At 64.6% G+C, this 14070-nt stretch carries 1 protein-coding gene; it reads right to left on the bottom strand.

The genetic code is table 11. The features are described 5' to 3' along the window. Positions 1 to 3: 3 nt before the first annotated feature. Positions 4 to 14037 carry a non-ribosomal peptide synthase/polyketide synthase gene (locus BT199_RS04785; protein ID WP_072434032.1) on the bottom strand — a complete coding sequence of 4678 codons (14034 nt, stop codon included), beginning with the start codon at positions 14035 to 14037 and terminating at the stop codon, positions 4 to 6. Positions 14038 to 14070 lie beyond the last annotated feature (33 nt).

The following is a 14070-nucleotide window of genomic DNA, read 5'->3' as shown; positions in this document are numbered from 1 at the left end:
GGTTCAAATCGCCTCTAGTTCGCTCAAGAAGTCACGAAGGTCATCAAAATCTTCCACGCTGCCGGCGCGGAAAGTGGCTGCGGCCTGCACGTAGGCGCGCAGCGATTCAGTCTGGAACAGTTCCATCAACGGTACGTCCAGGCCGAGCTCGGCCTGCACCCGCGAGGTAATCTGGATCGCCAGCAAGGAGTGGCCACCGACATCAAAGAAGTTGTCGTTCAGGCCCACTTGCGGCAGGTGCAGGATGTCGGCCCAGATCGTGGCGATCTGCTGCTCAAGCTCGGTTTGCGGGGCCAAGTACTGCTGCTGCATCTGGCTCGCATCCGGCAGCGGCAAGCCCTTGCGGTCGAGCTTGCCGTTGGGGGTCAGCGGCATCTGCGCCAGGAATACGAAGTGGCTGGGCACCATATAGTCCGGTAGGTCGGCTTTCAGGGCACGACGCAGGGTGTCACGGAACTCAACCTGGTCGGCCAGGCTGGCGTCGGCCGGTACCACATAGGCCACCAGTTGTTTGCCGGTCGGCCCCTCCTGGGCCACCACCACGGTTTCACCGACACTGGCTTGCTCACGCAAGCGCGCTTCGATTTCCCCCAGTTCGATACGGAAACCGCGGATCTTCACCTGATGGTCCACACGCCCCAGGTAATCCACCACGCCATCCGGACGCCCACGGGTCAGGTCGCCGCTGCGATACACGCGACTGCCAGGCTTGCCGAACGGGTCCGGCACGAAGCGTTCGGCGGTTAACGCCGGACGCTCCAGATAACCCCGGGCCACGCCCTCGCCGCCCAGGTACAACTCGCCGGCCACGCCGATGGGTTGCAGGTTCAGTTGCGCATCCAACACGTAGCCACTACGGTTACCCAACAAAGTGCCGATGGGCGCGTAGACGGCGCCACAGGGGTCGCCCTTGCGTGCCTTCCACAGCAGCGGCGTGACCACGGTTTCGGTCGGGCCGTAGCCGTTGAACAGGTATTTGGGTTTCAGCGCGCGCCACGCCAGGTCGTAGCTGGCTTGAGCCACGGCATCACCGCCAAAGCAGTACACCCGCACCGCCGGCGGGTTGCCGTCGCGCTCGGCATGTTCGGCCAACTGTTGCAGGTACACCGGTGGGAACACTGCCATGGTCACGTTATGGCGATGCATCTGCTCGTAGGTGTATTCCGGCAGCCACAGGCTGTCGTCACGGATCAACACGCTGGCGCCGTTGATCAGCGGGTGCATCCAGCCTTCGTGGGAGCCGTCGAAAGCGAACGACATGAAGTGCAGCTCGCAATCGGCCGGCGAGGTTTCATAGCGCTCGCCGGTAGCGATGATATGCGCCACCAGCGGGCCGTGTGACACCGCCACGCCCTTGGGCAAACCGGTGGAGCCGGAGGTGTAGATCACGTAGGCAAGGTTGTCGCCGTCCAGCGCCACAGTCGGGGCCGCATCGCTATAACCGGCCCATTCTTCGGTGCGATCAATCGCCAGGGTAGCCAGGCCCTCGGGAACTGGCAGTTGCTGCAGCGCCCGGCTGTTAGTCAGCAGCAGTTGCGCACGGCTGTCCTGCATCATGTACAGCAGGCGATCACGTGGGTATTCGATATCCAGCGGCACATACACGCCACCGGCTTTCATCACCGCCAGGAACGCCACCATGATCTCGGCACTGCGCGGCATGGCGATAGCCACCCGCACTTCCGGGCCGACGCCACGGGCGATCAAGGCATGGGCCAGGCGGTTGGCCTGGCGATCCAGTTCACCGTAAGTCAGGGTTTGCGCGTCGAATTTAACCGCCACTGCGTCCGGGGTTTGCCGGGCGCGATCGCCGACCAATTCGTGCACCAGGCGCTCGGCTGAAAAACCGGCGTCGGTCTGGTCCCACAGCTCAAGAATCTGCTGCTGCTCATCCTCGCCCAGCAGGCTCAATTGGCTGATGGGCTGCTGTGGGTCGACCACCATCGCCCGCAACAGGTTCTGCCAATGCCCGGCCATGCGCTCGATGGTCGCCACGGCGAACAAGTCGGTGGCATAACTCAGGGAGGCACGCAGGGCCGTCGGGCTTTCTTCCACATCCAGCGCCAGGTCGAACTGGGCCACGCCTTCGTCCAGATCCAGGACTTCGACGTGCAAGTCGGCCAGGCGATGCAGATGGCTGTCGGCAGCGCTCACACGGTGGTTGAACAACACTTGGAATAACGGGCTCAGGCTAAGGCTGCGCTCCGGTTGCAATGCCTGCACCAACTGTTCGAACGGCAGGTCCTGGTGAGCCTGGGCCTCTAGGGAACGCTGGCGCACCTGGTGCAGCAATTGCTCGCTGCTCATTTGCCCGTGGATATCGGCCTTGAGCACTTGGGTGTTGACGAAGAAGCCGATCAACCCCTCGGTTTCCAGGCGATTGCGGTTGGCAATCGGCACGCCCACGCGCACATCTTCCTGGCCGCTGTAGCGATGCAGCAACGCTTGGTAAGACGCCAACAGCAGCATCGGCAGCGTGACGCCAGCGTGCTGCGCCAATGCGCGCAAACTGCCCAACAACTCCGGATGCAACTCGATACCCAAGCGTGCGCCGCGATGGCTTGGCTGTGCCGGGCGCGGATGGTCGAACGGCAACTCCAGCACCGGTTGCTCGCCGCTCAACTGCTCGCGCCAGTAGGCCAGTTGACGCGCCTGCTCCCCCGCCTCCATCCAACCGCGCTGCCACACGGCATAATCGCCGTACTGGATCGGCAGCGCCGGCAATTGCACGTCCTGGCCTTGGCTGTTAGCGGCATACGCCTGCACCAGCTCCTCGACCATCAACTGCATCGACCAGCCGTCAGAGACGATGTGATGCTGCACCAGCACCAGCACATGGTCGTCCTCGGCCAGGCGCAGCAAGGTGACCCGCAGCAGCGGCCCATGCAGCAGGTCGAAAGGCTGGGCGACCACCTGCGCGACCCGCGCCTTGAGGCCGGCATAGTCGCTGTCGACCTGCTCGATATCGACCCGGCCCTGGGCGTCAATGACTTGAACCGCGCCGGTGGCGTCCTGACGGAAATACGTGCGCAGGCTTTCATGGCGAGCCAGCAAGCTATCAAAGCTCTCTTGCAGCGCGGTCAGGTCCAGCGGCCCGTGCAAACGCAAGGCGCTGGGGATGTGATACGCGGCGCCGGCCGGGTCCAGTTGCCAGAGGAACCACTGGCGCTCCTGGGCATAAGACAGCGGCAGAGGCTGCGTGCGATCGGCCTTGATCAGCGCCGGCGCGGTGACGCCCTCCTCGCCCAAGGCCTGCACGAAATCACCCAGTAGCGGCTGTTCGAACAAGGCCTTGAGTGGGACCTCCAGCGCCAGGGCCTGACGCACCCGTGACACCACCCGCGTGGCCAGCAATGAATGCCCGCCCAACTCGAAGAAATGATCGTCGAGGCCCACACGGGGCAATTCCAGTACCTCGGCCCAGATCGCCGCCACCTGCTGCTCGCGCGGGGTGACGGGCGCTACATGGCCCTTGAGCGACAGGCTGGCATCCGGTTTGGGCAGTGCCTTGCGGTCGAGCTTACCGTTGGGGGTCAGCGGCAGGCTGTCGAGGAACAGCCACTGCGCTGGCACCATGTAGTCCGGCAGACGCTCGCGCAGCGCGGCTTTATACACCTGCGGTGCCTGCGGCGCGGTGCTGACCAGGTAAGCGATCAGCCGGTCGTTATCGGCCAGCACCACGGCTTCACGTACGCCGTCGAACTCACGCAGGCAGGCTTCGATTTCACCCAGCTCGATACGGAAACCCCGGACCTTGACCTGATGGTCGACACGGCCGATGTATTCCACCACGCCGTCCGCCTGATAGCGTGCCAGGTCGCCGGTACGGTACAGGCGTTCGCCCGGAGCCCCAAACGGGTTGGGCACGAAGCGTTCGGCGGTCAGCGCCGGCTGCCCGTGGTAACCGCGCGCCAGGCCGACACCACCGATCAGCAGCTCACCGGACACACCTTGGGGGCATGGCGTGAGACCGGCATTGAGAATGAACAAGCCGGTATTGGCGATGGGCCGTCCAACGAACGGCAATGCCTGGTGCAAACGATGAGCCGCCGACCAGATGGTGGTTTCCGTAGGGCCATAGAGGTTCCACAGCGGGCCTTGCAGGTCGAGCATGCGCTGGGCCAAATCGACGGGCAGCGCTTCGCCACCGCACAGGCAGGCGATGCCACGCAGTGAATGAGCCCGTGGGCTGTCGAGCAACATGCGCCAGGTCGAGGGCGTGGCTTGCAGCACATTCGCCGCCTGACGCTGGGCCAGATCAAGGATCGCCTCGGGGTCGAGGGCCATTGCCTGGGTGCTCAGCAACACGGTACCGCCGACACTCAGCGGCACGTACAGCTCCAGGGCGAAGATGTCGAACGAGAAGGTGGTCAGCGACAACAGCCGCGCATCCTGGCCGATACTCAACGTGCCGGCCATGCCGCTGGTGAAGCTGCACAGCGCCTTGTGACGAACCATCACCCCTTTGGGCTTGCCAGTGGAGCCAGAGGTGTAGATCACGTAGGCCAGATGCTCCGGTGTCACCGCAACCTGGGGATTGTGCTGCGCTGTGCCGGCCTCCTCCACCATCAGCACCTGCACGCCGTGCGGCTGCGCCAGGTGCCCCAGCAGGTGCGGTTGCGTCAGCAATACCCGGGCGCGGCTGTCTTCAAGCATGTAGGCCAGGCGCTCTGCCGGGAATTGCGGGTCGAGCGGCACATAGGCACCACCGGCCTTGAGGGTCGCGAGCAAGCCAACCACCATGTCCAGGGAACGCTCCACGTGCACCGCCACCAGCACGTCCGGGCCGACGCCCATGTCGATCAGACGATGGGCCAGCCGATTGGCGCGACGGTTGAGTTCGCCGTAGCTCAGGTGCTCGTCATTGAAGTGCAGCGCGATGGCGTCGGGTTGCGCCGCGGCCTGGGCCTCAAACAACTGGTGTACGCAGCGTTCGCGTGGGTAGTCGGTGTCGCTGCGGTTCCAGTCGTGCACCATGTGCTGCCATTGCGACGGGCTGAGCATCGCCAGGTCGTCCAAGGCCACCGAGGCATCCTGCAGGACCGCGCGCAGCAGGTTTTGCCAATGCTCGGCCAGGCGTTCCACGGTCGCCGCGTCAAACAGGTCCGTGGCGTAAGTCAGCGAGGCCCAGAGACCGTCCACCGATTCCTCGGTTTCCAGGTTCAGGTCGAACTGAGTGCTGTGACCGGCCCAATCCACGGGCTGCAAAGCCAGGCCGGGCAGTTGTACCGGGGCTGAACGCAGGCTGTCCTGATGGTTGAACATCACCTGGAACAGCGGGTTATGGCTGAGGCTGCGCTCGGGCTGCAACACTTGCACGAGCTGCTCGAACGGCAGGTCCTGATGGGCCTGCGCTTCCAGGGCACGCTGCTTGACCTGGGCCAGCAACTGGTCGAACGGCATCTGCCCGTGCACGTCAGCTTGCAGCACCTGGGTATTGACGAAAAAGCCCAGCAGTCGCTCGGTTTCGAAGCGATTACGGTTGGCGACCGGTACGCCGACACGCACCTGTGCCTGGCCGCTGTAGCGGTGCAGCAAGGTCTGGAACGAGGCCAGCAACAGCATGAACAGCGTCACGTCCTGACGCTGGGCCAGGGCCTTGAGTTCAGTCAGCAGCGCACGCTCCAGATGAATCTGGCGGCGCGCGCCACGATGGCTCTGCACTGCGGGGCGTGGATAGTCCAGCGGCAGGTCCAGCAACGAATGCTCGCGCCCCAGACGAGCGCACCAGTAATCGAGCTGGCGTTGTTGTTCCCCAGCCGCCATCCAGTCGCGCTGCCACTGGGCGTAGTCGGCGTACTGGATCGGCAAGGCCGGCAACCCTGCGTCGCCTTGGTACAGCGCCACCCACTCGTCGATCATCACTTGCATCGACCAGCCGTCAGAGATGATGTGGTGCTGGGTGATGACCAGCACATGGTGATCAGGCGCGACGATCAGCAACTTGACGCGCATCAGCGGGCCGTTGCGCAGGTCGAACGGGCGCTGGATCTCTTCGGTGACCGCCTGCTCGATAGCGCCGGCGTCGACCTCTTGTTGTTCAACCGGCACTGCCAGGCCTGGGTGGATGACTTGCACGGTGTGCTCGCCCGCCTCCACAAAGGTGGTGCGCAGCGGTTCATGGCGCTGCACCAGGGCCTCGACGGCGCGCTCCAGCGCCGCGATGTCGAGTTCACCGCACAGGTGCAAGGCGGTGGGCACATGATAGGCCGCGCTGGTGGGATCCAATTGCCAGAGAAACCACTGCCGCTCCTGGGCAAAGGACAACGCCAGCGGCTGGTCACGGCCAACCGCCTGCATCACAGGCGCGGTATCGGCCTGCACGCCTGCGCACGCCGCTGCGAAAGCGGCCAGCGTCGGCTGTTCGAACAGGGCCCGCAACGGCACTTCCAGCTTGAGGTCGTGGCGCACCCGGGAGATCACTTGGGTGGCCAGCAAGGAGTGGCCGCCGCGTTCGAAGAAGTGATCTTCCAGGCCAACCTGCTCGACCTGCAACACTGCTTGCCAGATCGCCGCCAACTGGATTTGCAATGGACTCTGCGGCGCCACGTAGGCGGCGCTGGCCTGGTTCAGGTCGGGTGTGGGCAGCGCACGGCGGTCGAGCTTGCCGTTGTGGTTCAACGGCAAGGCATCGAGGAACACCCAATGGCCCGGCACCATGTAGTCCGGCAACGTCTGGCGCAAGCGCGCCGCCAGTGCCTGTGCCTCCAGCGCTTGGCCTTCGGCGGGCACCACGTACGCCACCAACTGCACGCCGGTCGCGCTCGGCTGCGCAAGCACGGCGGCTTCTCGCACATTTAGCAAGGCTTGCAGGCTGGCTTCGATTTCGCCCATTTCGATACGCAGGCCACGAATCTTCACTTGATGGTCGATACGCCCGACGTACTCCAGCGCACCCGCCGGGTTGTACCGGGCCAGGTCGCCACTGCGATAAAGCCGCGCACCGGGCATGGCGGAAAACGGGTCCGGCAAGAAGCGCTCGGCGGTCAGCGCCGGGCGGTCGAAATAGCGTTGCGCCAAGCCAACCTCGGCACCAATGCACAGCTCGCCCACGCCATCGGTGGCCAACAGTTCGAAACCGCTGTCGAGTACATACAGGCCGCGCCCGGCAATCGCCTGCCCGATTGGCACGCCGTAGGCGTCGTTGGCATCGGCCAATTGGCACTCATGCACGCTGGAGACCACCGTGGCTTCGGTCGGCCCGTAGGTGTTGACCAGGCGCACATTGCCCAAGCCCGCGGCGTACCACGCACGCACGCCCTCCACTGACATGGCTTCACCGCCCACATGCACCTGGCGCAGCTTGCCCAGGGAGCAACGGTGCTCGGCGCACTCTTGCGCCAACAGGTACCAGTAGGCGGCGGGCAAATCGGCCAGGGTCACGCCCTGCTCGACAATCTCTTGCGCCAGTTGCCCGGCATCCCAGAGTTCATCGCCACGCATGATCAACGCCGCGCCCGCACACAGGGGCGGGAAGCACTGTTCGACAAAACCATCGAAACTGAAGGTCGCAAACTGCAACACGCGGTCTTCGGCGCTCAGTCGGCTGTACAGCGTGGCGCTGTCACAAAACTGGCCGAGGGCGGCATGGTCGATGGCCACGCCCTTGGGCTGGCCGGTGGAGCCAGAGGTGTAGATCACATAGGCCAGGTCAGCCGCCGCCGCGTGATTAGGCGGATTGGTCGTCGGGTAGCCGGTCAGTTCGTCGCCACTGGTGCTGAAATCCACGCGGGTCAGGCCGCGGGGCAAAGGCAAGTCGGCGAGCAAGCCGGTTTCGCTGAGCAACACGTCCAGGCGGCTGTCGGCGAGCATGTAGGCCAAACGTTCCGCTGGGTATTCAGGGTCCAGCGGTACGTAGGCCGCCCCGCTTTTGAGCACTGCCAGCAGGCTGACGATCAATTGCGGGCCACGCCGCGAAGCCAGGCCCACCCGTTGGCCGGGGCCGACGCCAAGCGCCAACAGGCGATGGGCCAGGCGGTTGGCGCGCTGGTTCAACTGGGCGTAGCTCAAGCTGGCGTCACCGGCCTGTACAGCCAGGGCGTCTGGCGTCGCCTCGGCCTGGGCTGCAATACGCTGATGCACGCGTTCGTTGGCCTGGGGCGCTGCGGCTGAGCGGCTCAGAGCGAGCATCTGCCGTTGCGCAGGGGCGTCGAGAAGGCGCAGGTTGCCCAGCGGCATGTGAGCGTCTGCGAGCAATTGCGCCAGCAGGTGTTGCAGGTTGGCGCTCAACTGCGCCACGTGCGCCTCGCTGAACTGGGCACGGTCATAACTGAATTCCAGGCGCAGGCTGGCGCCCAGTTCGATGCCCAGGGTCAATGGATAGTGCGTGCGCTCATGGTTGTGCAGGTGACCGAAGGTCAGGCCGGCCGGCGCGCCTTGCTTGAGCGCCTCGGCGACCGGGAAGTTCTCGAACACCAGCAAGGTGTCGAACAGCGCGCCCTGCTGGCCGGCCCAGCCCTGGATGTCGTAGAGCGGCACATGTTCATGGTCGCGCAGGCTGAGGTTGAGCGCTTGCAGTTCGCTGAGCCACGTCGCGGCCGACTGGGCTGGCGAGGCTGCGCTGATGATCGGCAAGGTGTTGATGAACAGGCCCAGTTGCTGCTCGATCCCCGGCAGCGGTGCGGAACGCCCGGCCACGGTGGCACCGAAGGCGACGCAGTCCTGGCTGGTGTAGCGTTGCAGCAACAGGCTCCAAGCCCCTTGCAGCAGGGTATTGAGGGTGACTTTGTGCTGGCGTGCGAACTCGCCGAGGCGGCGGGTAAAGTCGCTCTCCAGTGCTACGTGATGGTCAGCCATGCCCACCCCGGCTACCGGCGTGCGCAGCGCTTGCGCCAGCAGAGTCGGCGCCGGCAATGCCGCCAGGGCTGTTTTCCAGAACGCTTCGCCCGAGGACTGTTGTTGCAGCCAGGCGAGGTAATCGCGGAACTGCCCGAGCGGCGCCAGCACTGCCTGCCCCGCATAGTGAGCGATGACTTCACCGAGCAACTGCGCGTTACTCCAGCCGTCCATGAGGATGTGGTGGCTGGTGAAGATAAAGTGCCAGGCCGCACCAGCACCGCGCACCAGCGTCAGGCGAAACAGCGGCGCGGCATTCAGGGCAAAACCGCGTTCGCGTTCGGCCTGGGCCAGGGTGTCGAAATCGGCGTCGGGGTCTTCGATCACTTGCAGTTGCAGGTCGACCTGGCGCTGGATCAGCTGATGAGCACTGTCCAGGCCCAGCCAATGGAAGCTGCTGCGCAGGATGTCGTGACGATCCAGTGCAGCCTGCCAGGCACGTCCGAAGGCGAGCAAATCAAGGCCCTCGATGTCGAGGCGCAACTGGTTGATATAGGCCTGTGCCTCGGGTTCCAACAGGGTGTGGAACAGCATGCCTTGCTGCATCGGCGACAGCGGATAAAGGTCGGCGATGGCCGGCCCGGCCACGGGCAAGGCATCCAGTTGCTGCTGGGTGAGACGTGCCAGCGGGAAATCCGACGGGCTCACCTGGCCTGCCGGCGTGGCACAGCAATGCTCGATCAACGCCTTGAGTTCGGCTGCGTACTCATCCGCCAACCGCTGCACAGTCGCCGCCTCGAACATCTCCCGGCTGAACCCCCATTGCAACGACAGCTCGCCGCCATATACCTGACCTTCCAGCGTCAGCCAGTTGGCCAGCGGCGCCTCTGGATCCTGGGCCTGGCCACTGCCCTGACTGGCCGGCACGAACAGTGCCGACTCGTTGAACTGACGGTCGAACTGGCCCAGGTAGTTGAAGGTGATGCGCGGCGCGGTAAGGTTCGCCAGGCTTTCCTGCGCGTGTGGCGCGCCCAGGTAGCGCAGCAGGCCGTAGCCCAGGCCTTTGTCGGGCACGGCGCGCAGTTGTTCCTTGACCGCCTTGATCGCCTCGGGCAACTCGCCTTCGGCATGCAGGCGCACCGGGTACAGGCTGGTGAACCAGCCGACGGTGCGGCTCAGGTCGATGTCGTCGAAGAGGTCTTCCCGACCATGGCCTTCCAATTGAATGAGCGCAGCAGGTTGCTCGCTCCAACGGCTGATCACCCGCGCCAGGGCGGTCAACAGCAGGTCGTTGACCTGGGTGCGATAGGCCGCTGGCGCGTCTTGCAGCAGTCGGCGGGTGTGCTCGACGTCGAGGCGTGTTTCCAGCTTGGCACCCAGGCGGTTTTGCAGGCCGCCTTCGGGGTGATCACACGGCAGTTCGGCGTCGATGGACTGGGCTTGCCAGTACAGCAGTTGCTCCTCGACGGTCTGCGCGTGGCGGTGCAGCTGTTGCGCCCAGCGCTGGTAGGCACTGGTTTTTGCCGGCAGCACCTGTTCTCGGTAAGCCTGTTGCAGGTCTTCAAGCAGGATGCGCCAAGACACGCCATCCACCACCAAGTGATGGATCACCAGCAGCAAACGTTGGCTGCCATCGGCCCAATTCACCAACGCGGCGCGCAGCAGCGGGCCTTGGGCAAGGTCAAGGCTGCGCTGGGCTTCATCACACAACACCGCCAGTTCAGCGTCGGTGCTGGCCTGGCATTGCCACAACAGCGATTCGCTGACATCGGCGGCATGGCTCTGCTGCCAGCCGTCAGCCTGCTGCACAAAGCGCAGGCGCAGAGCGTCGTGATGCTGGATCAACCGCGCCAGCGCGGCCTCCAACCGTGCAGGCTCAAGCACCTCACCGGGCACCAGCAACAAGGATTGATTCCAGTGATGCCGCGCCGGGATCGGTTGGGCGAAAAAACTGTGTTGCACGGGCGTCAGCATCACCTCGCCACTGACCGGGCCCTGGTCGATCAGGCTGACCTGCTCGAAGCGCGCCACCAGCGCCAGGCTGCGGATGCTCTGGTACTGGAACAGGTCACGCGGGCTCAGGCGAATGCCGGCCTGACGCGCGCGGCTGACCACCTGGATGGAGATGATCGAGTCGCCGCCCAGCTCGAAAAAGTTATCGTCCTGGCCGACCTGCTCAACGCCCAGCACGTCGCTCCAGATGGCAGCCAGGGCTGTTTGCAGGTCGCCTTGGGGGGCGACAAATGCCTGCGGCTGAGCCGCATCCGGCGCTGGCAACGCCTTGCGGTCGAGCTTGCCGTTGGCGGTCACCGGCAGCTTGGGCAGCGCAATGAAATGCGTCGGCACCATGTATTCCGGCAAGCTGCCGAGCAACCAGGCCTTGAGGTCCGTTGGCGCCTCGCCTGCATGCACCAGATAGGCGATCAACTGCTTGCCGCCCTGTACCAGTACCACGGCTTCGCGCACGTGTGGATGCTGCATCAGGCGTGCTTCGATTTCGCCCAGCTCGATACGCAAGCCGCGCAATTTGACCTGATGATCGAGGCGGCCGAGGTATTCGATCACCCCATCGGCGCGTTGGCGCACGCGGTCACCGGTGCGATACAGGCGCTCGCCTGTCACGAACGGGCTGGGCACGAAACGTTCGGCGGTCAGCGCCGGGCGCCGATGGTAACTGCGCGCCAGGCCAACGCCGCCCAGGTAGAGTTCGCCACTGACACCGGCCGGCACCGGGTTGAGTTGTGCGTCCAGCACGTAGGTGCCGAGGTTGGCGATCGGGCGGCCGATGGGCACGCTGTCGGCGCCTTCGTCGATGCAGGTCCAGTGCGTGACGTCGATGGCCGCCTCGGTCGGGCCATAGAGGTTGTACAGCGCCGCAGCGGGCAACTTGGCGAACACTTGCTGTTGCGCATCCAGGGGCAAGGCTTCGCCGCTGCACACAATGCGCGCGAGGCTCGCGCACGCCTGTACGCCCGGCTCATGGATGAACGCCTGCAGCATCGACGGCACGAAGTGCAAGGTGGTGATGGCGTGCCGACCAATGGTGTCGATCAGGCGCGCCGGTTCACGGTGCTCCCCAGGCGCCGCGACCACCAGGCGGGCGCCGGTCATCAGTGGCCAGAAGAACTCCCACACCGACACGTCGAAGCTGAACGGGGTTTTCTGCAACACCGCGTCGTTGGCAACCAGGCCATACGCCTGTTGCATCCAGCTCAAGCGGTTGACCAAGGCGCGATGGCTATTGCCGGCGCCTTTGGGCTTGCCGGTGGAGCCCGAGGTGTAGATTACGTAGGCCAGGTTCAGGGCATGCAAGGCCACGTTCGGCGATTCGCGGCTGTAGCCGTCGAGCCATAGCGCCGGCTGGTCCAGGGCAATCAACTGGATACCGGCGACGGGCAGCGACGCCAGCAGGCTCTGCTGGCTGAGCAGCAGTTGTATGCCGCTGTCTTCGATCATGTAGGCCAGGCGTTCCTGGGGATACTCAGGGTCGAGAGGCACGTAGGCGCCACCGGCCTTGAGAATCGCCAGCAGGCCAACCACCATTTCGATGGAGCGCTCGATGCAGATACCCACCAGCACGTCGGGCCCCACGCCCTGCTCGCCCAGGGCATGGGCCAACTGGTTGGCGCGCGCATCCAGTTGGGCGTAGGTCAAGGTGGTGGTACCGAACACCAGTGCCGGTGCATCGGGGCTGCGCCGCGCCTGGTCTTCGATCAGGTGATGAATCCCGCGCTCGGTCGGGTACGCCTCGGTGGTCTGGTTCCAGCTGTGGACCAGCCGTTGCTGTTCAGCCGCGTCAAGCATGGGCAATTCGCCAATGCGCTGTTCGCCATCGAGCACCATGGCTTGCAACAGGCTGATCCAATGCCGGGCCATGCGCTCGATGGTGGGCGTATCGAACAAGTCATTGGCGTAGGTCAGCGCGGCATGCAGGGTGCCGGACTTTTCATAGGTGTCCAGGGTCAGGTCGAACTGGGTGGTGCGGCCTTGCCATTCCACCAGGGCCAATTCCAGCCCCGATGCGGTGCTGACCGAGGCGATGTCGGCGACGACCGGCTGATGGTTATACATCACCTGGAACAGCGGCGTGTGGCTCAGGCTGCGCTCGATTTTCAGCGCTTCCACCAGCCGTTCGAAGGGCAACTCCTGATGGGCCTGGGCGCCCAGGGCATGCTCCTTGATACCTTGCAGCAACTCGGCAACCCGGGTTTGCCCGGTCAGTTCGGTGCGCAACACCTGGGTGTTGACGAAGAACCCGATCAGGCCCTCGACTTCGGTGCGATTGCGATTGGCAATCGGCACACCGACGCGGATGTCGCCCTGGCCGGTATAGCGGTGCAACAGCACATTGAAGGCACCGAGCAGCAGCATGAACAGGGTGACGTTATGTTTTTGCGCGCAACTGCGCAGTTGCGCGGCCAGCGCCGGCTCAATCGCGAAGTTATGCCGTGTGCCTTGGTAGCTGGGCATGGCCGGGCGCGGGTGGTCGGTGGGCAGCTCCAGGACCGGATGTTCATCGCCCAGGCGAGCCTGCCAATATTCCAGCTGGCGTGCCTGCTCGCCCGCCTCCAGCCAGCGGCGCTGCCACAGGGCGTAATCACTGTACTGGATGGGCAGCGCTGGCAGTTGGGGCGCTTCGTTGCGCTCATGGGCGTCATAGCAACGGATGAATTCGTCGATCAGCACGTTCATCGACCAACCGTCGGAGACGATGTGGTGCAGGGTCAGCAGCAGCACGTGTTCCTGCTCGGCAAGCTTGAGCAGTTGCACGCGCAGCAATGGGCCGTGTTCCAGGTCGAACGGCAACAGCGATTGCCGGGTGGCGGCGGCGTTGACGGCATACTCCCGCGCATCGACGGCCAAGGCCGTGAAGTCCAGGTGCTCGACGGTCACCGACGGCTCCACCGCCACCTGCGCCAGCCGCTCATCAGCCTGACGCTGGAACACCGTGCGCAGGGTTTCGTGACGCGCCACCAGGCTGGCGAACGCTTGCTCCAGCGCTGGCAGGCTCAGCGCCCCCCTCAAGCGCACTGCGCCAGGCAAATTGTAGGCGCCGCTGGCCGGGTCCAACTGCCATAGAAACCACATGCGCTGCTGCGCGTAGGACAGCGCCTGGCGGTCCTCCACCTCCACCCCTGCCGGAATCGGAAACCTTGAAAAATCCACGCCTTCTTTCTGCAAGGCTTGCAGGAACAGTTGGCGTTTTTCCAGAGGCAGCCCGATAAACCGGCGAGCAAGTTTCAAGGAGTCTTCAGCATTCATTTCTTGGAATCCGGGGCAATAGGCGGGAAGCAC

Source organism: Pseudomonas sp. NFR02, assembly GCF_900119375.1.
Classification (GTDB): Bacteria; Pseudomonadota; Gammaproteobacteria; order Pseudomonadales; family Pseudomonadaceae; genus Aquipseudomonas; species Aquipseudomonas paracarnis.
This window is presented reverse-complemented; position numbering and strand designations above follow the sequence as displayed.